This window comes from Nostoc edaphicum CCNP1411, assembly GCF_014023275.1.
In the GTDB taxonomy this organism is placed as follows: domain Bacteria; phylum Cyanobacteriota; class Cyanobacteriia; order Cyanobacteriales; family Nostocaceae; genus Nostoc; species Nostoc edaphicum_A.
The window spans coordinates 134,790-159,653 of sequence record NZ_CP054698.1 but is presented as its reverse complement, the minus strand read 5'-3'; the positions used below and the strand labels follow the sequence as shown (position 1 = coordinate 159,653).

Sequence of the window (24,864 nt, the reverse complement as noted above, 5' to 3'; positions counted from 1 at the left end):
TCTAACCCACTGCATATTCTGTAAACTTCCTCATGAAAGAAGACTGAAATCCTAACACAATATCTTCTTTAGGAACTCCCATCCTAACCAAAGTTTCTGCAATATCTTCTTCTGTACCATTCCACTGAAGCCAAATTTTTCCACCCTCAATATCAATGTGGAGGATACAACTATGTACCCAATCTTGACCTTCCCAGCCTACATGGACTAATTGGTAATGGTCACGTTCTATATCAAAAATATTCTCAACATCTATATTACCGCCGGAGGGCTTTTCCTCACTATACCCCTGTAATATCTGTTGTACAATCTGCCGATACTGGGCTAGTTTATCCATTTAAAAATCACCTCTTGCTCTACATCATAAATAATCATTTTGACTTGATTCTCGTCAATCATTGCTTGGGGAAAATCAAGCTGAAAAAATGTTTTGTAAGTTGTTAAAGGTACTGCTAAATACAAAACCCGCTCTGGCTGTCGTCGCCTTAATGCGCCTCTATAGTTGATAAACTGTCCCAATGCTGTATGAAATTCTGAGATTGCAGAAGATTTCTCCAAAAAACTTTTGACTTCAACAGCAATTTTTTCTCCCTACCGTTCTGCCGCAATGAGTTTTTCAGCAGCTAAATCAATAGAGACATTCACACCACCTACACTAATTGAGAGCGGGTCATGAGTAATCTGCCAACCATCCTTCTGCAAAGCTTTTTTGACAACTCCATGAAAGACATCTTTAGCAGACATAGCTATCTACAATTGTATTTATTATTTTTATATTACCTCTTTAGCCCGTCATGCACGATAGGTAAGCATCTCTCTCATAAATATAAGCTGCCTTAATGTTACGGTAATATATGATTCATTTATCTAGAAATTGCTATAAGAGATTGTTTGAAAAGTATCAAGTTGTATAAAGATCCCTCCTACCCTTAAAAAAGGGGGAACCGGAATCAAAGTCCCTCTTTTTAAGGGGGATTTAGGAGGATCTACAAGTCTTTGATACATCACAAACAACTTTTCAAACATCGTCTTAGAGTTTAATTTGAGTGCTTAAGCGCTCACTAATAGCTTATTTTTTCTCAATATACCTCTGCCACATCTGCTCGTAAGCCTTTTCCATTTCACGGGTAAACTGCTTACCATTCCACAACGGTGCTGTTTGCCGGGATGCTTTCAATTTCAAAGCTACCTGCTGGCGTAAAGCCTCATCTTTCCCCAAGCGCACACCCCACTCAATATACTCTTCATCAGTCCAGGCGATGCCTTCTGTAATTCCTGCATTCATCATCATGGTGTAGCTGTTACGCGCTGCAAATTGTTCACCAACTCGCGTCACCAAGGGGATACCCATCCACAATGTTTCTAAGGTTGTTGTCGCTCCGTTGTAGGGAAATGTATCTAATACAATATCAGCAATGCCTAAATTAGCACGATGAACTGACTCGGAATGAACTTGTGGTAAAAATCGTAACCGAGAACAATCTACACCTTCTTCTTGGGCAATTTGGTAAAAGAAGCGTTTAATTGTTTCTTCCTCAGCAGGCCCCTTAATCAAAAAGTAGCTATTAGGTACTTCTTTAATAATTTGCATTTGCCACTTTATCGTTTCTGGATGGCGCTTATATCCTCTTTGGGCGCTGAGATAGACAACGGCATCTATAGGAATATCCAAGTCATCGCGGCGGAGAGTTGGTACACCAACTTCAAAACCATCGACTGCTATGTAAGTTTGGGGTAATCGCCAGATTTTTTCTGTATAGTAATCTTGTGCATCATTTGGTAGTACATAAGGATCTGCGATAAAGTAATCAATTGCAGGTATGCCTGATGCATCCCAACCTAGCCAAGTAACTTGAATCGGGGCTGGCTTGAGTGCCATCACTTCACTAGTAACATCTAGAGTGATGCTATCAAGGTCAATTAAAATATCAATTTCATCTTGATATATCTGGTCAGCAATTTCTAAACCACTCATGCCTAATATGTGAGCTTGTCCTGCCTGAGTTAGATACCAATCTTGGAGATAGTCGTTTACTAATTTGTAGTTAACAAAATAAGTATGGATATCAAATTTATCTCGATTATGATGTTGAAATAACCAGCGAGCTAGCCAACCAACAGAATGATTTCTTAAAGCGTAAGATATATAACCAATTCTTAATTTTTTAGATTTATATGTTCTAGGTTGAACAATTTGGCGTACATAGTTTTTTCCTTGTGATTGAGCAAGCGCTTGAATATCATTATTAAAAATTTCAGCTACCTTATTATGAATAGCTCGAAATTCAACAGGAGCATCTTTAATGTGAGGTATAGCAAAAGATGGTGAAAGCAAGCGTAGTATTCTTGCCTCTTCTAAAGCAATTGGTTGAGCTTGGATAAACTGTTGACATACAGCTTCTAATTCTTGGCAAGTTGTACATATCTCTTGCCAATATCCTCCTGCTGACATTAGACCTCTTAACAGCAAATGGAGTGCAAAAATTTTATCGGCTAAACCTTCTGATAGCGAATAACACAACCTAGCTGTCTCTATACCCTGAGAATAATTACGAGCATCTTGATAAAAAGTCGCTAAATGTCGCAAAATCTCTACATTTTTTGGCTCTAGTCGCAAATGCAATTCTAGAAGAGATGATGCTAGTACAGGCTGTAGTAAAGTATGACCAATTTTCAAAGCAGATGTAAGTAGTAAATCGAAGCTTTGATAAGCATCAGGAAAGTAAGGTAAACAAGCTTCAGCTAAATTTAAGTTGATTGGATGCAAAGGAACATTACTTAAAAATTCCTTTAAAACTTGTATTAATAGTTCGGCACTGATATTTGTGCTTTGCTGCTCATTTAAAAATTTAATTAATCCCCACTCACGCAAATCCTCAATATCTTCAAACTTTTCAAGTTTGAGGGAAAGTAGCAAAATGTGAAGTAAATTATTGATCTCACTAGGATTAATTTCTCGTATGTGCTGGCGAACTAACCAGGCTATAGAGTATTCACTGAGATGTTCGCGCCTTTCTGCTTCTATTTGCAAAACTTGAAACAGTTCATTCGTCCAAATTTGTAACTGCTCTTCATCTGCCTCTGTCATTGGCAGCATCCAAGTCATTTGAGCTTCTGCTTCTTGCCCTTGTAATAATAGTATCAATCCTAAGTGCCAATAATATGAAATAGTATTTGGTTCTATCGCTATTGCTTGCTCATATAATTTTGATGCTTGGAAATAGTTTTCTTGAACGAAGTATTCTTCAGCCTGAATTTGCCAATTATATGTATTAGTAATCATTGTGATTCTTGGGGAAAGTGTATGAGCAATATATTGTGAATAACTCACATAATAGAAATAAAGTGGATAGAAGAACCTACCCACTTTGAAAAAGACCTAATTTATTTCAATACAAACTACATGAAGAATTAGCTTTGAGATGAAGTGGCTTAGACAAACTATATTTTCATGTAGTAATTTACGTTTCAACTTATCTCAAAGGAGTAAAGTCGGTGGGGCAACTAGGTCCTGTTGCGCCAGCGGTAACTGCTGCTATACCTGCACCACCATTAACTCTTGCTTTATCGGCTTCGCACAAAATAGCTATAGTAGTAGCTTCACTGGTAGCAGCTTGTGTTGCTACACTCACACCACCAACATAAGTTTTGAGGGGTGCAGTAGCAACTACTGTACTTGCTTGATTAGTTACAAAACTAGCACCACTACCACCACCAGTAACTTGATATATGTAATTTGTGGTTTGTGTTGCAACACCAAGACCTAACTTACCAAACTCACCTGAAGATGCAAATGCATTCTGTTCTAGGTAAAATGCTTGCTGGGCGCGGTTCATGGAACCTACATAGGTTTTAGCTTCTGACTGCTTGGCTTTGTTAGCTTGGTTCAAGAAAGAAGGTAGTGCGATCGCAGACAAAATACCGATGATGATAATTACTACTAGTAATTCAATAAGTGTAAAACCCTCATTTTCTTTCTTTTTGTTGAGGATGTGTTGGAGAAACTTGGCTTTTAATTCGGTTTTCATAAGTGTTTTCCTGGGGTAGGAAGTGGTTGGGTGTTCTAGATGTAACTTACCCAAGTGCGATCGCTTTCCTATCACCTTCAGAAAATAAAGTTTGGGGAGATACAGTCACACAATTCAGAATCCTTGTATTCCAAATTGCACAAACATACTGAGCCAATGGTATTGACCAAGGGCGAGATTCTCAACTTCGTTTGTAAGAGTGCCTTATTCAAACTCACAGATATTGCCAGTTCCCAAGAAAACTTTTAGCGGTTAAGAGTAGTAACCGTAGGCATTTGGCATAGGCGTAGCCCGCCCTTAGACATCGCTTACCATCTGCCATAGCCAATCGTAAATTGTTATGCTATATTAAGCGTAGTCGTTATGAGTTTATATATTGTCATGACTAACCCAACTGTAGAAAACTTGGTAATTATCGGTTCTGGGCCAGCAGGCTACACAGCCGCCATATATGCCGGACGCGCTAACCTGAAACCCGTTGTATTTGAAGGTTTCCAAGCCGGTGGTTTACCTGGTGGGCAATTAATGACAACGACAGAAGTTGAGAATTTTCCGGGATTTCCCAAAGGAATTACCGGGCCGGAACTGATGGATCAGATGAAGGCTCAGGCGGAGCGCTGGGGGGCTGAACTCTATACTGAAGATGTTATATCAGTTGACTTGAGTCAGCGTCCATTTACAGTGCGATCGCAAGAAAGGGAAATAAAAACTAACAGCATCGTCATTGCTACTGGTGCAACTGCAAAGCGTTTAGGTTTACCCAGCGAACACGAATTTTGGAGTCGGGGTATCTCCGCTTGTGCAATTTGCGATGGTGCAACACCAATTTTCCACGGTGCAGAATTAGCTGTGATTGGTGCTGGCGACTCAGCGGCGGAAGAGTCAATTTACCTCACCAAATACGGTTCCAAGGTGAACATGTTGGTACGCACCGATAAAATGCGGGCTTCTAAAGCCATGCAAGACAGGGTTTTGAGCAACCCGAAAATCCAGGTGCATTGGAACACAGAAGCCGTGGATATCTTCGGTAACAGTCACATGGAAGGGGTGAAAATCCGCAATACTAAAACTGGTGAAGAGAGCAAACTGCACGCTAAGGGTTTATTCTACGCCGTTGGTCACACTCCCAATACCTCTTTATTTAAAGGGCAATTAGAATTGGATGAGGTGGGTTACGTTGTCACTAAGCACGGTACTGTAGAAACTAGTGTAGAGGGGGTTTTTGCCGCTGGCGACGTACAAGATCATGAGTTTCGGCAAGCAATTACGGCTGCTGGTACTGGCTGTATGGCGGCGATGTTGGCAGAACGTTGGTTGTCATCCAGTGGCTTGATTCAAGAATTTCATCAACAGCCAGAAACAGCAGACAATGAATTAGAACATCAGCCAGCCAAAAAGACTGAAGCCGAGGAAGAAGCTGGATTTAACTTGGATGGGACGCGCCATGAGGGAGGTTATGCTTTACGGAAATTGTTCCATGAAAGCGATCGCTTACTCCTTGTTAAATACGTCTCTCCTGGTTGTGGCCCTTGTCATACCCTGAAGCCAATTTTAAATAAAGTGGTGGATGAATTTGACAGCAAAATTCACTTTGTGGAAATTGACATCGACAAAGACCGAGATATTGCTGAAAATGCTGGTGTGACAGGAACGCCAACAGTTCAATTGTTCAAAAATAAGGAACTGGTGAAGGAAGTCAAAGGTGTGAAGCAAAAGAGCGAATACCGCCAGTTGATTGAAAGTAGTCTTTGAGATATAGGAATCCTAAATCATTCGTGAAAAATTAGATCCCCGACTTCTCTGAGAAGTCGGGGATCTGGACATCGCGCATTTTCACAACTCATTTAGGATTGCTATAAGTAAGTGGGCAAGAATAAATCAAACTATATTAAGTAATGTAAAATTCAATTTAATTAGCTCGTAGTAAGGGCTTTAGCCCTTAAGAGAGGACTAAAGTCCCCACTACAAACCTTTAATTATTTACGCCCACTTACTTAGTAGGTATTGGTGACTGGAAAAGACTTTGCTCAATACCCAATATCCACGATAGCCCAATACTGTTCAGCTAAAGGTTATTTTGGTCTTTGAAGACGCGATAAATCGCGTCTCTACATCAGGGTTTTGTTGCTCATTCCACTGTATTGCGCCATAGCCTATAACTTTAATGCTCATCATTTGCACCTTGAGACAATTGCAAATGATGAGCCTACCCCGAAACTGTTCCATTCCTCCTTGACTGCTGAGTTAGTCTAGGATAAAAACTTGTATTTTTAACTATTGAGCTAATTAATATTCATTATCCTTAGGATGCTCGCTTGTATCTTGCTCAGTTTCTAGTAGCCGTGAAATAAGCATGTCTGGTTTTCTACTAATAATAGACTTAACTTTATCAATAGCAATTACTTCACTGATTTTCACAACCATTTCCCAGAAAGTATCTTCCTCTGTATCTTTGTTGTAAGTTCTATGTTTAAACCACAACAAATCATCCCAAACTCCGATAATTGTGGCGAGATACCACTTATCTCTTACTAGTATCCAGATTTCTTGTTCTAAGTAAGTCTGTAAAAGAGGTTTCACAATGACTAAGATAATGAAAAATATTGTGCAACATATTAAGTAAGTATTAACCGCTAAGACAACAGTTAAAATACTGAAAGTGTGTCAAAAACAATCAAAGGCTGCATCATTAAGATGACTGATTCGTTGATAAGCATTATCACGAGCATTGTAGTACTCTGAATAGTACTACAATGCTCTAGCAAGAATAAGGCATAATTTAACCTCTAACTCAGTCTAGCTCTGTATACACCGTGAAGCAGTCGGACTTTTATTCAGGATGTTTACGCAATCCCCTATCTAATATGTAAAATAGTCAGCGTATCAAGCTTTGCTCCAGGCGATCGCACATGGCCATTACAAAACGGCGACTACCGACATTTTTACAGTTTGGCAAAAGTCTCAATCTTTCCCAAAAACTCATGCTCATCGGGTTAGCCATTACCCTATTTTTCATCTTCCTGGCATTCTTAGCTCCCGTATTCCAGGCTTGGGGATGGCTGCAAAACCCTAAAGATTTTCTCTCTAATCCAATTCACGAGCCACCCTCAGCTAAATATTGGTTTGGTACTAGTCGCCTGGGTTATGATGTGTTCTCCCGGACATTGTTCGGCGCTCAAGCTGCTTTGCAGGTGGTAATTTTGGCAACGGCGCTGAGTATGATTATCGGTGTACCTTTGGGGATGCTGAGTGGTTATCTCGGCGGGAAATTGGATAAAGTGTTGCTGTTTATCATGGATAGCATTTACACTCTACCAGGGCTACTGCTGTCTGTGACACTGGCCTTTGTGGTAGGGCGGGGAATATTAAATGCAGCGATCGCTATTAGCATTGCCTACATTCCCCAATATTACCGCGTTGTTCGCAACCACACCGTGAGCGTGAAAACTGAAGTGTTTATCGAAGCTGCTCAAGCAATGGGCGCTTCCACTTGGGTTGTGCTTTCTCGTTACCTGTTTTTCAACGTCATTCAAAGTGTACCCGTCCTATTCACGCTCAACGCCGCTGATGCAATTTTGGTGTTGGGCGGTTTAGGTTTTTTGGGGCTAGGACTTCCCGAAGAAGTGCCAGAATGGGGACATGATTTAAAACAAGCCCTAGAAGCTCTACCTACTGGCATTTGGTGGACTACACTTTTCCCCGGTTTAACCATGACATTCATGGTGGTAGGGTTATCACTACTCGGTGAGGGGTTAAATGAATTTGTCAATCCCCGTTTGCGGAGAGAAAATAGAATCCGAAAGTAATCATTGGTCATTAGTCATTAGCAAAAGACGAAGGACAAGGAACAAATGACAAATGACCAATGACAAATGACAAATAAACAATAGAGAGATTTGTATGAAAGATAATCTAACGTTAATTGCTGCCGCTACTGGTGGGTTTATGCTTTCCGTTGCCCTTGCTGGTATCTTAAGAGGTACTCCAGTTACAGCTTGGCAGGAGCAATCGAGTTTCCGTACCAAGACTGTTGCTGATTTACGACTCGCACCCAATAAGACAGAAAATTTAGAATTTTTTCGTGCCAAAATCCTAAAACCCTGACAAATTGTTGATTTTGAACTGGAGAATAGGGAATAGGGAATAGGGAATAGCTGTTAACCAATTACCAATGCCCAATGCCCAATGCCCAATGCCCAATAACAAATGACAAATGACAAATGACAAATGACAAATGAAGTAATTGGCATTGATGTAGGGGGAACAGCGATTAAGTTGGGGCGTTTTGCAGCAGATGGTACTTGTCTGCAATCTTTGACTGTGGCGGCTCCTCAACCAACAATGCCGGAGGCGGTGCTGGCGGTGATCTTAGATGCGATCGCGCAAATTGATCCAGATAATCAAGCTGTGGCTATTGGTGTGGGTACTCCTGGCCCATCCGATGCCGCACAACGCATTGCCAAAATCGCCATTAACTTACCTGGATGGCTCGATGTGCCCTTAGCAGACTGGTTAGAAGCTAAAACTGGCAAACCTACTGCGATCGCTAATGATGCTAATTGCGCTCTTTTGGGAGAAGCTTGGCTAGGAGCCGGTCGTCACTTTCAAAATCTGATTCTGCTAACTTTAGGTACTGGGGTTGGTGGCGCAATTATCCTTGATGGAAAACTATTTGTTGGACATCAAGGAGCCGCCGGGGAATTAGGTTTAATTTCATTCAAACCAGATGGGCCAATTTGTAATAGTGGCAATCAAGGCTCTTTGGAACAATATGCCTGTGCTACTGCAATTCGCCGCCGCACTCTCAAGGAACCCATCGAATTAGGTGTTCTTGCCCAACGAGGAGATCCCACAGCATTGACTTTTTGGCAAGACTATGGTAAAGATTTGGGAATTGGTTTGACGAGTTTGATTTATGTATTAACACCGCAAGCGATCGTCATTGGTGGCGGTATCAGTGGTAGCTTTGAGTTTTTCTTACCAGCAGTGAAGGCGGAAATTGAGAAGCGAGTACAGCCTTTATCACGAGCGGGTTTACAAATATTGCCAGCGGAGTTAGGCAATTTTGCTGGGATAGTAGGTGCAGCAAAGTTGGCATGGCAACGCTATTCGGAATGTTAGATTATGGTTCAAACAATCCCAGCGAGAGATATAAGTCTTTACGAATTAGAAGAAAAATTTGGTTTACAACTTTCCACAGACAGCAACTTTTTCACAGAATGGACAGAAAATTTACCAACTCTGACTGATGCAGAGAAGCAAGCGATCGCACGAGTCAAAAGCAACTATTTAAACTTGAATAAGCACCGTCTGATGTCAGAAGAGGCGGTAAAAATGGTAGTGCTATCTCCTTTACTAGATTTAGCTGGGTTTTATCAACCTCCTTTTGAGATTGAAACCGAGACTTCTGTGGAGATTTCTGCCGAAGACGAGAGCTTTATCGTTAAAGGAAACATTGATGTTCTTGTCATCCAAAAATATTTTTGGGTACTTGTCATCGAATCTAAAAGCAGTAAATTTGATGTGATGACAGCCTTACCTCAAGCACTTGCTTATATGCTTGATCGTCCAAATTCTGCACAACCGACTTTTGGTTTACTAATCAACGGTAGAGAATTTGTGTTTGTCAAAATGATTCAACAAGAACACCCTTGGTATGCCCGATCTTATGCACTATCAATTGAACGTGATTCAGAACTACACCAAGTACTCAGTATATTAAAGCGCCTTGGAGAATTAATTGTGCTTTTCCCCCCTGATAACTAGGGATTGACGCTTATCGCCTAACTATACTTGCAACTCAAATCCAGGTAATATATCTTCTCCAGAAAGAATCGCCGGCATTTGCATAACTTCTACAGCTTTTTCGAGTCGGTAAATTTCCACTTGCTTATCTTGAGGATTAATTAGCCAACCTAAACGCAAACCGTTTTTTATGTATTCCTGCATTTTCGCTTGGATAGGTGCAAGCCGGTCTGTCTCGGAACGAAGTTCAATTGCAAAATCGGGTACAAGTGGCGGAAATTTTTTTCGTTGTTCTAGTGTTAAAGCTTCCCACCGTTCCAACTTTACCCAAGATGCATCAGGGGAACGTTTTGCACCATTTGGAAGTATAAAGATAGTTGAAGAACTAAAAACTTTCCCTAACTTAGCTTGACGATTCCAGATTTCTAAATCGGTAATTAGTTCAGCTTCTTGATTTCCGCTTTCTCCTCCTACTGGTGGCACAATTATTAATTCTCCGGCTGCATTCATTTCCAGGCTTAAATCGCCATTAGCAATACACAATTGATAAAATTGTTCATCGGTTAAATGAGCAATCGGTTCTAGATTCAGCACAACAGTATTCATTGAATCTTCCCTCGTGCCTTTATTGCTAACATCGTTATCTTTAGTTAAAAGTTTAGCAAGAGTAAGTTCCTCGTTCACACTAAGACAAAGAATATCCAGTTGCTTTCTTAACGTATGTCACAACTTTTTGGTATGATTCAGGGTTACTCACAGGGTTGATGATGATGGGAATAGTTCCATCTGGCAACCAAAAAGTTATTCTGCCGTTCGGTTCATGACAAAAAGAACTGATGCAGTTGAGATTAATTACATATTCGTTTTTTTCGTAAATAATTTTCACCCAGTGGGCATGATCTAATTCTAATCCTGTCACACATTCTAAATAATCGAGGATCTTTTGATAATCTTCTAAGTTAGTTTGCGGGTGAATTACTATTGGAATGGCACTATCGGGTAGCCAAAAAGTAACTCTGCCATTCAGTTCATAACAAAAAGCATGGACACGTTCAAAATTCACTACATATTCTCTCCTCTCGTAAAGGATTTTCACCCAGTACGCCACAACATCTCCTCAAGTCCGAAATTTACGAATGATGCACCCTGGATGTCCAAATCTATTGAAACTTTAAGTTAATGTTGCTATGCACCAATTCAAAATCTAAAAAATTAATTTTGAATTTTGAATTACAAATTGTTATGACACCTCCAATGGTGTTGGCGTGCTAGATGTCGAAAGAGAAAGAGCGATCGCTGTTTGAATAAACCCTTTAAATAAAGGATGAGGGCTACTGGGGCGTGATTGAAATTCTGGATGAAATTGGCAAGCAAGAAAGAATGGGTGCTTGGTTAATTCCACAATTTCAACTAAGCGTCCATCGGGAGAAGTACCACTGATCACATAGCCCGACTTTAACAACAAATCGCGGTAAGCATTGTTGAACTCATAGCGATGTCGATGTCGTTCATAAATCACATCTTCTTGATAGAGCTTAAAAGCTAGAGTATCAGGGAGAACACGACAAGGATATAGTCCCAACCGCATTGTACCCCCTAAATCAACGACTTCCTGCTGTTCTGGCAATAAATTAATTACCGGATTAGTTGTATAGGCGTCAAATTCAGCACTGTTAGCACCTGTTAATCCCCCTACATTTCTGGCCCACTCAATTACAGAACATTGCATTCCCAGGCATAAACCCAAAAAGGGAATTTGGCGATCGCGGGCGTATCTAATGGCGGCAATTTTACCATCGACTCCCCGAACCCCGAAACCTCCTGGTACAACTATGCCATCGACACCCGCAAGATAATTTTCGGCTGGTTCAACTTCCAAATTTTCTGAGTTCACCCAACGTAGGCGCAGTTTGCCATAAGTGGAAATTGCCGCATGGTTAAGCGCTTCCACTACAGATAGATAGGCATCACTTAATTGCACATATTTACCAACAATGGCAATTTCTACCTCATGCTTGGGACTATGTAACCGTTGTACCAGGGTTTGCCACTGCGTCAAATCTGGTTTACGTTGTTCCATGTGCAGCAAGTTCAGCACTTGTTCTGCCATTCCTTCCCGTTCCAGATTTAGCGGTACTTCATAGATACTTTTGGCATCTTGGGAAGTGATGACGCATTCTTCCGGCACATCGCAAGATCCCGACAATTTTTGCTTTAATCCCTTGGGTAAGGGGCGATCGCTCCGACAAACTAAAATATCTGGTTGAATACCAATCGATCTCAGTTCTTTAACTGAATGCTGTGTTGGCTTAGTTTTCATCTCACCCGCAGAGGCAATCCACGGCACTAGCGTTACGTGCATATACAGCACATTCTGCCGTCCCACCTCTTTGCGGAACTGGCGAATTGCTTCCAAAAACGGCAGTGATTCAATATCTCCCACCGTACCGCCGATTTCTGTAATTACTACAGAGGGATTTGTACTTTTAGCAACTCGCAGAATCCGATCTTTAATTTCATTGGTAATATGAGGAATTACCTGTACAGTGCCGCCATTGTAGTCTCCGCGCCGCTCTTTATTGATCACCGCCTGGTAAATCGAGCCAGTCGTTACACAATTTAACCGCGACATCGAAGTATCGGTAAAGCGTTCGTAATGCCCCAAGTCCAAATCTGTCTCCGCACCATCTTGGGTAACGAATACTTCCCCATGCTGAAAGGGACTCATCGTCCCAGGATCGATATTGATATAAGGGTCGAGTTTGAGAATCGACACCGAATATTCGCGCGACTTGAGCAAACGCCCTAGACTTGCTGCTACAATGCCCTTACCAATACTGGAAACTACGCCTCCAGTAACAAAGATAAACTTAGTCATAGTAGTTTGAATTTCTAACAACTTCTAAAAATACATCCCGTCATTGTGCCACAGTTATTGTGGTGTACTATTCTGTGATTTTGCTGTGAAAAACCTTCTAGGATTAGTAATATTGGGCTGTATTCTCACCTCCTCAGTCGCATCGGCAGAGCCATCGCTTATAGTCGTTTTTCCCCAGACAAACTACCAGACAAGTGCCGAAAAAATCTTCTTTCTGGGCACTGCACCACCAGATGGTCAGGTTTTGATCAATAGTAAGCCAATTACCCGCAGCAAAGCTGGTCATTTTTCCCCTAGTTTACCCTTGCAGTTGGGGGAGAATCTTTTCACAGTGCGTCACCAAAATCAAGAACTCCAGATTAAAGTTACAAGGCTTGCCACTGGCCCTGAGTTACCACAGGGGTTAGCCTTTGCTAAAGATTCCCTGACTCCCGCAGTTGACATTGCCAGACTACCGGGAGAACTAATTTGTTTTAGCGCGATCGCACCCCCTAACGCTAATGTCTCTGTCAAACTAGCTAATCAAACGATTGCCCTTTCACCTCAACCCCAACAGGCACAACTACCAAGTAATTTGGCAGCTTTGACAGGGCAAAATCAGCCTCATGCCCAGTCTAGCGTAGGCAATTACAAAGGTTGCACCACAGTGCAACAACCTGATCCTGATTCCTTCAGCCTGATTTACGGTAACAACATCATTTCTGGTGCTGTTGTCCCAGACTCAAGTCAAGAGGTAGATTTGGGACAACCTCAGTTTCAACTGACGCTCAATGGCAAGACGATAACTCAACCAGGAACTGGTAAAATTCAAATCCTCTCAAGAGCAAAGTTACCAGTTGTTGAGGTAATTGCAGACGCAGGCGTTGCTCGAACTGGCCCGAGTACCGATTATTCTCGACTCACACCACTGCCCAAAGGCACACGAGCAACAGTTACAGGTAGAGAAAGTGAATGGTTACGCCTCGACAATGGCACCTGGATTAATAGTAAAGAAACGCGCATTTTACCTGGTGCAATTCCGCCACAGACAATAATTCGCAGTGTCGGATACCGTCAAATCCCTGGTGCGACAGAGATAGTCTTTCCCTTGCAAGTTCCCGTACCTGTGAGCGTACAACAAAGTGAGCAAGCTCTCGCTCTCACCCTCTACAATACCACTGCCCAAACGGACATAATTCGCCTGGATGATGACCCCCTAATTGAGCGCCTAGACTGGCAACAGGAAGCTCCAGGACAAGTAAAATACACCTTTAACCTCAAAAAAGCTCAACAGTGGGGATATAAGCTGAGATACGACGGAACAACCCTGGTTTTAGCTTTGCGTCATCCGCCTAAAATTGGGAACACAAGACGCAAGCCTTTAGCTAATTACAAGATTGTACTAGATCCAGGGCATGGCGGTAAAGAATCTGGTGCCAGTGGCCCAACTGGATATTTAGAAAAAGATGTGAATTTGGTGATATCTAAGTTGTTGCGCGACGAGTTGGTGAAGCGGGGAGCAACGGTAGTGATGACGCGGGAGGACGATCGCGAAGTTTCGCTAGTAGAACGTCAGGCAATTATCAGTCAAGAAGAACCTGCGATCGCTCTTTCCATACACCACAACTCCCTACCTGATAATGGCGATGCCGAAAAAACCAAGGGATTCGGCACGTTTTGGTATCATCCCCAAGCTCACAGCCCCGCAATATTTTTACAGAACTATGTAGTCCAAAAACTCGGTAGACCTTATTATGGCGTGTTTTGGAACAACCTAGCGCTGACACGTCCCGCTGCTGCGCCATCAGTGTTGCTGGAATTGGGTTTTATGAGTAATCCTGATGAATTTGAGGAGATAGTGAACCCAGAAGAACAGAAAAAAATGGCTGATGCGATCGCTCAGGGGATTACGGAGTGGTTTCGGAGCGTGAGATAAATTTGGAGGTAAAACACTAGTTCATCATTGTATTTGGTGGAGTGCGATCGCTATTTTTTAGCTAGTTGCTGCTCAATGTTGCGATCGGTCTTTGTTTAAGCTTTTTGACTTTTATAGTGTATTGCCAAGCATAGCACTTAGTGCTATATAATAAGCGAAGGTAATGACCATAGCATGATAACTTACAAAACCCGATGAATTGATGGAGGTAATTTGCAATGCCGAAGAAGAAATCAGCGATTCTTGAAGCCGTTCACGAAACGGCTACGGGGCTGCACAAGGCTGGACTTATGGATCAGACTACATTGCGTGAATTCGACCGTCTGTGCTTGTCTGAAATTGAACCGCTAGAACCTGAGCAAATTAAGCAAATACGCGAATCATCTCATGTCAGTCAGGCAGTATTTGCTGCGATTTTAAATACAAGTTTATCAACGGTTCAAAAGTGGGAAATCGGTCAGAAGCGTCCCAGTGGCACTGCTCTTAAGCTGTTGCACCTAGTTAAAAAACGGGGATTGAATAGCGTGATTGATTAAGGATTATTTTTGAGGAAAGTGAGTTAGTTGATATGGTTCTTATCTAAAACAATGTGCGTTAATGCAAGCACTCTTATCTTTAGTAAAAGAAGTAAAATGAATTACGAACCTATCGTATTAGAAAAAAAAATAAATTCTCTAAAAATTAGAGAAATGACAGCAATAGAGAATAAACTTAATGCTGGCACAAAAGAATTGATGGCACTATCTCTATTCTCTGGAGGGGGGGGATTAGATTTAGGATTTTCAGCAGCAGGATTTAGAGTTGGATGCTCTACTGACATAGATTCATTTTCTTGTCAAACGCTAATACTCAACAATGGAAGAAAAATATTTTATAACCACGCGTACTCAATAACTGCTGATATAAGAGAAATTTCAGCAGAATATTTGCTAAGAAAGGCAGAGCTTTCTGATAGCAAAATTGACATTGTTTTAGGTGGACCACCATGCCAAGCATTCTCTATATTTGGTCGTCGTAAAGGGCTAGATGATCCACGCGGTAATTTAGTATGGGAATATCTAAAAATTATTCAGGAAATCAAACCTAAAGCATTTGTTTTTGAAAATGTACCTGGCTTAAAATCTATTCATAATGGAAAGTTGTTTGAAGAAATACTGAGTGAATTAACAATAGGCGGTACATACGCAATATCTACACATAGTTATCAAATGGCTGAATATGGAATCCCTCAATTCCGTGAAAGGGTGTTTGTTATAGGATCACAAAATGGGTCAATTGTCCCCCGAATGCTTCCAACGCATGGTAGGGAATCATTATTAGCACCTAAGAATTACCGTACTGTTAGGGAGGCGCTCCGATATTTGCCTGAGCCAGGAACATTCAGTACAGTTCTTAATCACATCGGACGAAAACATAGCCCAAGAATTGTCTCTCGGTATGAAAACTTAAAATTTGGAGAGCGCGATCCAAAAACGAGAATAAATAAACTACATCCAGAGCGTCCAAGCTTTACGATAATTGTTGGTTCTGATAAAGGTGGTGGTAAAGGTCATATTCATCCATTCGTTCCGAGAGAAGTAACGCCACGTGAATCAGCACGTATGCAGACTTTTCCAGATTGGTGGGAATTTTATGGTACTGGACGGCACGTTATTAGGCAAGTCGGAAATGCGGTTCCTCCCCTTTTCGCTACACTTCTGGCAGAGCATCTGCGTGTGCATATTTTTGAGGGACAAAAACAAAGGAGCTATGAGGATTTTATAGAAATCTTAGGGCTTGATTATCTTCAAGAATAAATAAAAAATCGTAGCTCATGATTATTGATTTGTTCAGCCATAAAATACATTCAAGCGGCGATGAATGGCCTGAGAAATTAGCAGAGTTGGCAGCAATATTTGGTGAATTTGATGGACAGCTTTATGATCGTTCTGCATTTGAAAGCCGTCTACAACGTATTAGTCCACGTGCATCTTATCTAACACAAGCGGTGTCTGCATTACCTTTGACACAAGCTGGTAGGTTAGATGTATCAAAGTTTCGTGATGAAATAAGTGCTTATCCAGCGTACTTAGGGCTTTACTTTCTTGAGAAATCAGTATCTGGGTGGGTGGTTAGAGTTAGTGAGACAACCAAACGTTTCTTGTTGAGAGAGGAACCTGATGTCGCCTCGTTTCTTCGCCTTCAATTGCCTTTGTTCCAATATCCAAATGCAATGGGAGCAGTTTACACAAGCTACTCTAACAATCTCCGAATTCAAACTAATACAAGAGATCGAACATTAGGATTTATAGGACAAGGCATTCATTTTTCACCTGTACGGCTTATATCAGTTGCATTGAAGGCAGATGCCATATTACGTAATGTCGAAATTTTTAGTGCTACTGTAACCTTTAAAGAAATATTTGGATTGGCTAATTCTCCAAGTGTAAACCGAAAAGCTTTACCGAATATCGAAAACGTTATAGTAGCATTAGATAGCATTCGGCAAGGAAAGGCTTTAGTGCCTGAAAGATTTGAAAGCAGATTTCATATCTTGCGACATACAGAAATGTTCGATGTTAAGCGCTGCATTAAACTTCGGGATACCGTAAACCAAGCTGATCGCTATCAGTTGATAAGACGATTAGATGCAATATGCAGTATTGAAACTCAATTTAACGCTTTTGATAACTGCATTACTGGTAAAAACATTGAAGATGTAATTTCTAGCGGTGCATGGGGAAATTACTTTGATGGCGTAAGAGTTTTACCATCTCAGATTGTTGAGTTGCTAACAGCCGAAAAAGCACTTGAATCAAGTATGATGCTTGAACCGGTTACGCTTAGAGAATCCGAAGTGATGACGCAGCCAGTTGCGGAAATATATCCTTTTAGAGATAGAACATCTTCTTTGTCACCTATAAAACCGTATGATCGGAGGCGTGAGATGGCAGATCCTGAAATAACAAAAATTAAGAGACAGCGCCGAAATTTAATACATAAAGAATTAATTGATAAGATGGATTCTTGGTTACGAAAGATCGGCGCACAACCGAAAGAGAATGACCATATTGATCTGTTTGCGAAAATACCATCCGATGGCTCATTTATTTTTGAAATGAAAAGCGGAGGAGAAAGCTTATTAGAACAGATTAGAAAGGGGCTTAGTCAACTTTACGAATACAAGTATCGTTATAAGTCCGTAATTAACGATAACCACATTTCCTTATGCCTTGTATTACCGGAAAGCCCCGATTCAATCCCTTGGATAACAGAATATTTATGCAAAGACAGAGAAATCAATATCTGCTGGTTTAATGATAATGATGATTTATTATGGCCAAATATCTGTTCTGAACAGATGAAAGTATTAAAAGGCAATAATTTGTAGTATGATTCAATTTTTTCGTTTCTAACATAAGTTTATCAGGAGTTAGCGTAATTTCAAGGCTTCTCCCTAAAATTCCAATGATTGCGACTATCTTTACTTTGATTAAAGTTATCTTCAGTTATTTTTCCATCTAGCTAACATATTCTAAGCACTTTATTTTTTTAAGTTACGAGTACATCGCAAGAATACTCAAATTCAGCAATAAGCCAATACTGAGCAAAAAAGGTGCCAGAAAGGAAAGAGGCTCTTAAAAACTTTGATATCGCTAGACTCTGCCGACCATTGAGTAAGAAATGCCGTGCAAAAGTTTCTTACTTTAGTCATTGTTCAAGCTTTTTTACTATTTGCTGCTTTGGTGCGATCGCTCTCCCAATTCCTACAGAATCAAGCATTGCTCTCTAACCTCTGTAGCTTCTGCTCTACAATGAAGTGAAAAATCTAGCAGCTTAAACAGGGAACAAAATTCTTAATAAACTCAAAAATACTTATCTAAACCAGCTTGTTTCAACACGCCATTTGCAGTATGACGTGATTTTATTTTACTATCAACTACAAAGTTATTATGTGTAATTGGGCTATACCAAATTTCATGATCTCCTTTCCCTTGCCTTTTAAAATAACATCCAGCTTCTGTTAAAAGCTTTTTAACTTCAGGAGTAAAGGAAACACTCATTAGCCAGCCACTTTGATTGATTCATGACGATGGGTTATTAAGTATAAATCAATGTAATCTTTGTTGCCAGATTCAACTCCATTTAATTCAATAAGTTCTGGAATCATAGCTTTGAGTTTTGCTGTTAACACCTCAATAGTAGAAGCTTCTGTAACCAACCCAGGTAGATTATCACTGCTAGCTACCCAAACATCAACCTCAGAATCCCAAAAAGCGCTTACTTTGACAATAAAAGTATTCATAATTCGCTTTTTTAGCGATCGCACGTATGTAAACAATTTTAGTTTAGAACCTTGACAATTTTGCAAGTAGCTTACAAAAGAGCAATGTAGAAGATAGCAAAAACAGCCCTCAAGTTATTGAAAGGTGCGTTGGCGTAGCCCGCCGTAGACATCGCTGATTTACTGAAAAGCTGGGTAAATATTACTCTACATCTGGGTCGATACCTATTGCCCTGAGCCGTTCTGCTAATTGTGCAGCTTTTCGTTCTGCTTGCTCGGCTCTTTGCCTTTGCAACTCAGCTTCTTCTTGACCAATCAGTAACAGATTTCCTTCTAAATCCCACCAGCGCAACCAAAATTGCTCAGGATTATTCAAGTAGCTTCCCTGCCATAACCCTAGTTCCACTCCTAAAGGAGTAATTGGGTAGTGGCCTCGCTCATTAGGCTGCATTTTGTGGTAAGAAAAATCTACCAGATGATAAACTTCCAGTTTGTCATTACTAATTTCATAAATGGCATAGTAGGGAATTCGGATTATTCGCTCATATACCCAGAATTTACCTACTTTTGCGCCTTCCCGACCACCAGCTAGAGGTAAAGGAGTGACATCTCGTTCTTCATCGCCATTACCACTAGCTAGTTCTATAGCAATTAATGGCGGTATGTATTCCCGCCACAAAACATAAGAGCGGCGGTTTTTGCCATCTAGTCTTGGTGGTACACCAGGGACATAAAACCAATCCGGTGCTGCTGCTCCTTTTTCTGGTGGTTCAGTCTCTCGCCAGTAAATACCACAATCTTGACCAATGCAATACTGTCCATCAGGATGTAAGCGTTGCAAAGCTTGAGCAATTGAGTCTGTAAGAATGACGGTTTGAGGATGCTCTTGAAAATTTTTCACAAACGTACCATCAGACTCTGGTAGTTGAGTGTGATCGGGAAACTGGGGCGGTATGGCAATATCAGCAAGTGTTTCACTCATACTTTGAAAAGTATTGCAGCTCTTTGTTTAGTGCTTGACGCTTCCCATAAAGTGTTACTTACTAGTATAACACCTTGCTCTGTCTTGATTTCAGTGCTTTTACCCTGCCAGAACTCCTTTGATCGCGGGTAGAAATATATGAAATCTGATATTTTGAAACTGTATGTATTTTAAAATAGGCGGGATTGTGGGAGCGATCGCTATTTTATTGAGTAATGGTAGTGCCATTGCTCAAGATGCACAAAGATATCTCACTGTAGGACATGATAAACTAGGAAACAGTGTAGCTCTGGATACAAAAACTATTAAGGGAACTACATACAAGCTTTACGGTATCTATGGAGATGGCATCTTCGAGACTACGTTCGATGCTTCGTGCAAAGAATCGCGGCTTTTTCTCAATCGCATTGCCATTTATGGGTTGGATGGACAACTACTTCAAGAAGATCAGGAGAAAGGAGAAATACCTTTTGTAGCTAATTCTTCACCAGGAAAAGGAATGCAAATTGTTTGTCAAAAGATTGGTGCAGGTGGTTGGTAGGTGCTAAATATTTTATAAGTTGGGAATGGGGAATGGGGAATAGGGAATAGGGAATAGAGAATAAACTTAATCACTAAATACCAATGCCCCATGCCCCATGCCCCATGCCCAATGCCCAATCAATATACAGGTAGAAAATACTAAGGACAAAACAAGGTGTCACGCGTATCTCGTCCTGTAATGGGATTAGTTCCTTTGGCAAGTTTGCACAATTTTTTTTGCTCATCGGAACGCAGCAGCGTATCGGTAAAATCTGCCCCGTCAATGATTGCACCGTCAAATCTGGCGTTAGCAGCAAAAGCACCCTCCAACAGTGCATTTGTCAAATTTGCTCTGACTAAACGAGCCGAGTCTAAAGTGGCATTTCTCAAGTCAGAACCCTCCAAATTCGCAGATTCTAAATTTGCTGCAAAGAAGCTGACACCGTTCAAATTAGCGTGGCTGAAGTTGCTCTGGCGAAGATTAGCTTTGGTAAAGCTGGAGTCTGTTAAATCACGTCCTGAGAAATCAGCCTCAACCAAAATCTCTTTATTATATTCGAGTGCCAAAGCTTTTGGAGCAAAACCGACTGTTGCAGTGATGACAATCATTCCCCAGAGGAATAAGCTGAGTATGCTTGCCCAAATTCGATGGTCTGTTTTATGTTTCAACCCCAACTTTGTTCGGGATGAGTCGAGTTTAGAACCCGCTGTGCGTAGGCGTAGCCCACCGCAGGCATCGCTTAACCTAGAATTCGTAGCATTCATGATATTTTTAGTCAATGGCTAACCTTCCTCCATCCCATTATCCAGATATTGGTCATTTAGGAGAAGACCTAGTAGCCCAATGGTTGCAATCTACAGGTTGGATAATTCTGCATCGTCGCTTTTCTAGCCGCTGGGGAGAAATTGATATCATCGCCCAATATGATGGACGAACTGAGGAAAAACTCCTTACTCAGCACTCAGCACTCAGCACTCAGCACTCATTATTGGCATTTGTTGAAGTTAAAACCCGCAGTTCAGGTAGTTGGGATGCTGGGGGAAGAAGTGCAATCACCACACAAAAGCAAGCAAAAATTTGGCGTACAGCTGGAATATTTTTAGCCCAGTTTCCTGAAAAGGCAGATTATTCTTGTAGATTTGATGTTGCTATTGTCTACTGTCAAAGAATATCAAAAAATCTGACTGGGATTACAGCAAGCCAGGAAGCTCTAGCTACTTCATCAGTAGATGGATATAAGTTTAAGCTGCAAGAATACATTCCGGCAGCTTTCGACTCTTCAATTGATAATGGTTAATCGGTAATGGATAAGATATCTTCATTACCAATGACCAATAATTTTGTAGTGGCGTTACAACCAAATAGTGTCACGCCAAGGTTTCTGGGCAGTAACCTAAGCCCCGGACAAACTGTTGCCGGAAGGCCTCGATTTCGTCTCTCTCTGGACTACCATGAGAAACGATCGCTACCTGATAGCGACGCATTACGTCCACAGGGCACTGTCCCGCTTCCAAACTCCAAAGTGCCATTTGCACCCTCATTGGCGGTTCATAGCTAATTCCTAATTCGTTTAGAAAAGCCCGAAAGTCGCCATCTTCTTGGGGCGAGACTTGACCTCTGAGTTTGATCCTAACCACCCAGCCATCAATTTGATGAATTACGGTGACGAACGAAACTGGTGTCTGGGGTCTAGCGTGGAGGTGTTGAACGACCCTCAGGGTTAGACTGGCATTTGCCAGATAGTACAAGTATTCCATGTTTGTTGGTGCTTGGGATCAAAGCCAATCCTACATATCTATCTTCGTCAATCAGTGCCTCTTCCCGGTAGGGTAAAAGCCCCCGTTTTTAGATGGGGAGGTTTACCCAATTTTTATGTTAATTTTTCCGTGTTACTTAATAGTAACAATCTTATAGCCTAGCGACAAAACTGAGCGAAAATGTCTTAAAGTTCCTTTAGAAGGGAAAACTTAACCCAGCCTTTTTAAGAGAGTATAAATACTAGATAAAGCAAAAACTAGTACAAGCCAATTTGAAAGATACATCTAGCCCACAAGAAAAAGATTTGGAATTAGATTGCTCGGTAGCTGGCTATGACTACGAACTACCTCCAGAATTCATTGCCCAAAACCCAGCAGTTCCTAGAGATAGTTCGCGATTACTGGTAGTTAATTCTTCTACTACAGGCATCGAAACAGCACCCCTACACCACATTTTCCATGATTTGCCTGCACTGCTGCGCTCTGGTGATTTGTTGGTTATGAACAATACAAGAGTCATTCCAGCGCGGCTTTATGGTCATAAATCTACTGGTGCTAAAATCCAGGTGTTGCTGTTGGAAGAACGGCAGCATAACTGTTGGTTAGCTTTAGTTAAGCCAGGAAAAAGCTTCAAACAGGGAGCTAAGATTATTTTTGAACCAAGGCAATTAGGAATTAGGGATCAGGAAGATTCCTACCCAGTCCCCAGTCCCCAGCTAACGGCTACAGTTATAGAAACAGATGTAGCAACTGGGGGGCGGTTGTTGCAATTTGATGTGCCAGAGGGAAAGTCTTTGGTGCAATTGTTAGAGGTGTTTGGTGAAATCCCGCTACCACCATACATTACTACTTCAGAAGCTGCTGACGGACAGTATCAGACAGTTTATGCCAAACAGCCAGGAGCGATCGCAGCACCAACGGCAGGATTACACTTTACCCCAGAATTATTAGAAAAGTTGCGCGATCGCAAAATCAATCAAGCTTTTGTAACGCTACACGTTGGTGTAGGCACATTTCGCCCTGTGGAAGTGGAGGATGTAACTACCCACCAGATGCACGAAGAATGGATTGAAGTTCCCGCCGCCACAGTAGAGCAAATCCGCGCCACTAAAGCAGCTGGCGGTCGAATTATTGCTGTGGGAACAACCGCAGTAAGGGCTTTAGAAGGGGCGGCTAAAACTGGGAATTTACAACCATTTTGCGGGAAAACAGACTTGTTTATTTATCCCGGCTACCAATGGCGGGTGGTGGATGGTTTGATTACAAATTTTCACTTACCGCGTTCCAGTTTGCTGATGTTGGTAAGTGCGCTAATTGGCAGACAACGGTTATTAAATATATACTCTGAAGCGATCGCTTCAGAGTATCGCTTCTATTCCTTTGGTGATGCCATGCTAATTTTACCGGAAGCTGTGAGAGTGGAGAGTTAGGAGTTAAAAGTTGGGAATTTGGAATTTTTTTTGTCGTGGTGGGTACTCTGACTTATGAGGAGTTAAAAATAAGTACAGGTCTGCTATTTATGTCTGAAAAATACCTATTTTCTCATTGGTTAAATTTATTTTGCCAGGTGACACTCGCTGGCTGTTCTACGTTTTTGGTCTTGGCTACACCAACAATTACTAATTTCTCCGGAAGCAAGCTGCTAGGAGAAACCGCAATTTCTCAGGATCTTCAAGCAGCTAGCTTTTTCCAGCAGGGAGTGACGCGCTATAATCGCAAAGATTTACAGGGGGCGGAATATGCCTTTCGCCAAGCGTTACAGCGAGATCCTAGCCTTGGGGCAGCGCGAAATTATCTGGGTAATATATTCATGGAGCAAAATCGCCTGGATATAGCTTTACAAGAATATACAGAGGCGATTAGGATTAATCCCAATTTGAGTGAAGCTTATTACAACTTAGGATTAGTGTTGCACCGACAAGGAGAAAAAGATGCAGCGATTACGGCTTATCGCCAGAGCCTTGTAATAGATTCCACAAGGGTAGCAGCGCTATATAATCTGGGTTTGGTGCTTTATGAACAAGGACAACTACAAGAAGCGATCGCAGCATATCAGCAAGTAATCAATCTAGATAGCAGTTATGCCAATGCTTATTTTAACTTAGCGATCGCCTTGCAACAACAAGGTCAAACAGAGCTTGCGATCGCCAATTATCGCCAAGTATTGCAACTAGATCCGAAAAATGCCACGGCTTACAACAATATGGCAAGTTTACTGGCAGTTCATGGTCAAGCTTCAGAGGCTATTTCTGTTTATCGGCAAGCTATTCGCCAAAATCCTAAAAATGCCTCAGCTTACTATAACTTGGGAGTCACTTTATATAATCAGGGCGACATCAAAAAAGCTAGTGGAGTCTTGAAACGCGCTTATAACGAATATCGTCAGCAAGGCAATATTGAACAAGTTGAGAAAATTGAACAGCTAATGCAGCAAATTGCCCAGAAGGCTGGACAACAGCAACCTCAAGCCAGTCAAACAGCTACTCCTGCTCAGAGTTCAGATTCTACAAGTAATGTAGTACAAACACCTCAGTCAAACACGCCGAATCAACCAGAAACGCCAGCCAACCCTGGCGATGTCCCTGTCTCAGTTGAACCACAATCTACTTCAACGAGTCCTGGACAATAAAACGGGAGTCAGAATACAGAATTCAGAATTCAGAATGCTCCACCCATAAAGGGATAGAGTTTTAAGGTGAGAATATTTTAATTTTTTTCGCTTGACTTCGGGCGTTAGCCTAGCGGGACAAAGTACGGTTTTAACCAATATTT

The 24,864-nt window shown here is 41.4% G+C and carries 26 protein-coding genes and 1 pseudogene; 14 read left to right on the top strand and 13 right to left on the bottom strand.

What is annotated here, in order from left to right; translation table 11 throughout:
* Position 1 precedes the first annotated feature (1 nt).
* From HUN01_RS03485 to HUN01_RS03470, 4 genes and pseudogenes are all read right to left on the bottom strand, one after another.
* Positions 2-337, bottom strand: coding sequence for a XisI protein (locus HUN01_RS03485; protein WP_181930095.1), 336 nt, complete (start codon positions 335-337; stop codon positions 2-4).
* Positions 325-744, bottom strand: a pseudogene (locus HUN01_RS03480) (XisH family protein). The gene HUN01_RS03485 and the pseudogene HUN01_RS03480 overlap by 13 nt, the downstream one beginning before the upstream one ends.
* Before the next feature lie 325 nt (positions 745-1,069).
* Entirely contained in the window at positions 1,070-3,283 is a 2,214-nt protein-coding gene (locus HUN01_RS03475) for an O-linked N-acetylglucosamine transferase, SPINDLY family protein (protein ID WP_181930094.1), read from the bottom strand.
* A 190-nt stretch (positions 3,284-3,473) separates the two neighbouring features.
* Positions 3,474-4,028 carry a type IV pilin-like G/H family protein gene (locus HUN01_RS03470; protein WP_181930093.1) on the bottom strand — a complete coding sequence of 185 codons (555 nt, stop codon included), beginning with the start codon at positions 4,026-4,028 and terminating at the stop codon, positions 3,474-3,476.
* 381 nt (positions 4,029-4,409) lie between these two features.
* Here HUN01_RS03470 and trxB point away from each other — a divergent pair, with 381 nt between their 5' ends.
* Positions 4,410-5,780, top strand: coding sequence for a thioredoxin-disulfide reductase (gene trxB / locus HUN01_RS03465; protein WP_181932544.1), 1,371 nt, complete (start codon positions 4,410-4,412; stop codon positions 5,778-5,780).
* A 534-nt stretch (positions 5,781-6,314) separates the two neighbouring features.
* On the opposite strand, the gene HUN01_RS03460 is transcribed toward trxB, so the two are convergent.
* Positions 6,315-6,608 carry a hypothetical protein gene (locus tag HUN01_RS03460; RefSeq protein WP_181930092.1) on the bottom strand — a complete coding sequence of 98 codons (294 nt, stop codon included), beginning with the start codon at positions 6,606-6,608 and terminating at the stop codon, positions 6,315-6,317.
* 329 nt (positions 6,609-6,937) lie between these two features.
* Here HUN01_RS03460 and HUN01_RS03455 point away from each other — a divergent pair, with 329 nt between their 5' ends.
* The 4 genes from HUN01_RS03455 to HUN01_RS03440 all read left to right on the top strand — a co-directional run bounded on the left by HUN01_RS03455 (position 6,938) and on the right by HUN01_RS03440 (position 9,794).
* Positions 6,938-7,834: an ABC transporter permease gene (locus tag HUN01_RS03455; RefSeq protein WP_069072965.1), complete on the top strand. Its 897-nt coding sequence runs from the start codon at positions 6,938-6,940 to the stop codon at positions 7,832-7,834.
* 94 nt (positions 7,835-7,928) lie between these two features.
* Positions 7,929-8,132, top strand: a complete 204-nt coding sequence (locus HUN01_RS03450) for a hypothetical protein (RefSeq protein WP_069072966.1) — start codon at positions 7,929-7,931, stop codon at positions 8,130-8,132.
* Positions 8,133-8,255: 123 nt separating this feature from the next.
* On the top strand, positions 8,256-9,149 hold the full coding sequence (locus HUN01_RS03445; RefSeq protein WP_181930091.1) for an ROK family protein: 894 nt from the start codon (positions 8,256-8,258) through the stop codon (positions 9,147-9,149).
* A gap of 3 nt (positions 9,150-9,152) precedes the next feature.
* Entirely contained in the window at positions 9,153-9,794 is a 642-nt protein-coding gene (locus tag HUN01_RS03440) for a type I restriction endonuclease subunit R (RefSeq protein WP_181930090.1), read from the top strand.
* 21 nt (positions 9,795-9,815) lie between these two features.
* Here HUN01_RS03440 and HUN01_RS03435 read toward each other — a convergent pair whose 3' ends face one another.
* The 3 genes from HUN01_RS03435 to HUN01_RS03425 all read right to left on the bottom strand — a co-directional run bounded on the left by HUN01_RS03435 (position 9,816) and on the right by HUN01_RS03425 (position 12,651).
* Positions 9,816-10,379 carry a Uma2 family endonuclease gene (locus tag HUN01_RS03435; protein ID WP_181930089.1) on the bottom strand — a complete coding sequence of 188 codons (564 nt, stop codon included), beginning with the start codon at positions 10,377-10,379 and terminating at the stop codon, positions 9,816-9,818.
* A 79-nt stretch (positions 10,380-10,458) separates the two neighbouring features.
* Complete coding sequence (locus HUN01_RS03430) at positions 10,459-10,881, bottom strand: hypothetical protein (protein ID WP_181930088.1); 423 nt, start codon at positions 10,879-10,881, stop codon at positions 10,459-10,461.
* Between the two features lie 132 nt (positions 10,882-11,013).
* Complete coding sequence (locus tag HUN01_RS03425) at positions 11,014-12,651, bottom strand: CTP synthase (RefSeq protein WP_181930087.1); 1,638 nt, start codon at positions 12,649-12,651, stop codon at positions 11,014-11,016.
* 85 nt (positions 12,652-12,736) lie between these two features.
* On the opposite strand from HUN01_RS03425, the gene HUN01_RS03420 reads away from it, so the two are divergent.
* The 5 genes from HUN01_RS03420 (at position 12,737) to HUN01_RS35940 (ending at position 18,369) form a co-directional block, all read left to right on the top strand.
* Entirely contained in the window at positions 12,737-14,566 is a 1,830-nt protein-coding gene (locus HUN01_RS03420; protein ID WP_181930086.1) for an N-acetylmuramoyl-L-alanine amidase family protein, read from the top strand.
* Positions 14,567-14,784: 218 nt separating this feature from the next.
* On the top strand, positions 14,785-15,102 hold the full coding sequence (locus tag HUN01_RS03415) for a helix-turn-helix domain-containing protein (protein ID WP_181930085.1): 318 nt from the start codon (positions 14,785-14,787) through the stop codon (positions 15,100-15,102).
* Positions 15,103-15,198: 96 nt separating this feature from the next.
* Positions 15,199-16,362 (top strand): DNA cytosine methyltransferase, encoded by a 1,164-nt coding sequence (locus HUN01_RS03410; RefSeq protein WP_181930084.1) that lies wholly within the window; start codon positions 15,199-15,201, stop codon positions 16,360-16,362.
* Between the two features lie 17 nt (positions 16,363-16,379).
* The gene (locus tag HUN01_RS03405) at positions 16,380-17,936 is read left to right on the top strand and encodes a hypothetical protein (RefSeq protein ID WP_181930083.1); all 1,557 of its coding nucleotides are present in this window, start codon (positions 16,380-16,382) and stop codon (positions 17,934-17,936) included.
* A 298-nt stretch (positions 17,937-18,234) separates the two neighbouring features.
* Positions 18,235-18,369: a hypothetical protein gene (locus HUN01_RS35940; protein ID WP_257798100.1), complete on the top strand. Its 135-nt coding sequence runs from the start codon at positions 18,235-18,237 to the stop codon at positions 18,367-18,369.
* A 42-nt stretch (positions 18,370-18,411) separates the two neighbouring features.
* Here the strand turns inward: HUN01_RS35940 and HUN01_RS03400 are convergent, their stop codons facing one another.
* The 3 genes from HUN01_RS03400 to HUN01_RS03390 form a co-directional block, all read right to left on the bottom strand.
* On the bottom strand, positions 18,412-18,609 hold the full coding sequence (locus HUN01_RS03400; RefSeq protein WP_181930082.1) for a type II toxin-antitoxin system HicA family toxin: 198 nt from the start codon (positions 18,607-18,609) through the stop codon (positions 18,412-18,414).
* Positions 18,609-18,851: a DUF1902 domain-containing protein gene (locus HUN01_RS03395; protein WP_181930081.1), complete on the bottom strand. Its 243-nt coding sequence runs from the start codon at positions 18,849-18,851 to the stop codon at positions 18,609-18,611. The genes HUN01_RS03400 and HUN01_RS03395 overlap by 1 nt, the downstream gene beginning before the upstream one ends.
* Positions 18,852-19,032: 181 nt before the next feature.
* Positions 19,033-19,812: a Uma2 family endonuclease gene (locus tag HUN01_RS03390; RefSeq protein WP_181930080.1), complete on the bottom strand. Its 780-nt coding sequence runs from the start codon at positions 19,810-19,812 to the stop codon at positions 19,033-19,035.
* Between the two features lie 163 nt (positions 19,813-19,975).
* Here HUN01_RS03390 and HUN01_RS03385 point away from each other — a divergent pair, with 163 nt between their 5' ends.
* The gene (locus tag HUN01_RS03385) at positions 19,976-20,353 is read left to right on the top strand and encodes a hypothetical protein (RefSeq protein ID WP_069068141.1); all 378 of its coding nucleotides are present in this window, start codon (positions 19,976-19,978) and stop codon (positions 20,351-20,353) included.
* A gap of 140 nt (positions 20,354-20,493) precedes the next feature.
* On the opposite strand, the gene HUN01_RS03380 is transcribed toward HUN01_RS03385, so the two are convergent.
* On the bottom strand, positions 20,494-20,943 hold the full coding sequence (locus tag HUN01_RS03380) for a pentapeptide repeat-containing protein (protein ID WP_238846336.1): 450 nt from the start codon (positions 20,941-20,943) through the stop codon (positions 20,494-20,496).
* A 170-nt stretch (positions 20,944-21,113) separates the two neighbouring features.
* On the opposite strand from HUN01_RS03380, the gene HUN01_RS03375 reads away from it, so the two are divergent.
* Positions 21,114-21,632: a YraN family protein gene (locus HUN01_RS03375; RefSeq protein ID WP_181930079.1), complete on the top strand. Its 519-nt coding sequence runs from the start codon at positions 21,114-21,116 to the stop codon at positions 21,630-21,632.
* Between the two features lie 70 nt (positions 21,633-21,702).
* Here the strand turns inward: HUN01_RS03375 and HUN01_RS03370 are convergent, their stop codons facing one another.
* Positions 21,703-22,092: a hypothetical protein gene (locus HUN01_RS03370; protein WP_069068139.1), complete on the bottom strand. Its 390-nt coding sequence runs from the start codon at positions 22,090-22,092 to the stop codon at positions 21,703-21,705.
* A gap of 245 nt (positions 22,093-22,337) precedes the next feature.
* Between HUN01_RS03370 and queA the strand changes: the two genes are divergently transcribed.
* Together queA and HUN01_RS03360 are read left to right on the top strand one after the other, a co-directional pair.
* Positions 22,338-23,522 carry a tRNA preQ1(34) S-adenosylmethionine ribosyltransferase-isomerase QueA gene (gene queA / locus HUN01_RS03365; RefSeq protein ID WP_181932542.1) on the top strand — a complete coding sequence of 395 codons (1,185 nt, stop codon included), beginning with the start codon at positions 22,338-22,340 and terminating at the stop codon, positions 23,520-23,522.
* Between the two features lie 89 nt (positions 23,523-23,611).
* Positions 23,612-24,721, top strand: coding sequence for a tetratricopeptide repeat protein (locus HUN01_RS03360; RefSeq protein ID WP_181930078.1), 1,110 nt, complete (start codon positions 23,612-23,614; stop codon positions 24,719-24,721).
* Positions 24,722-24,864 lie beyond the last annotated feature (143 nt).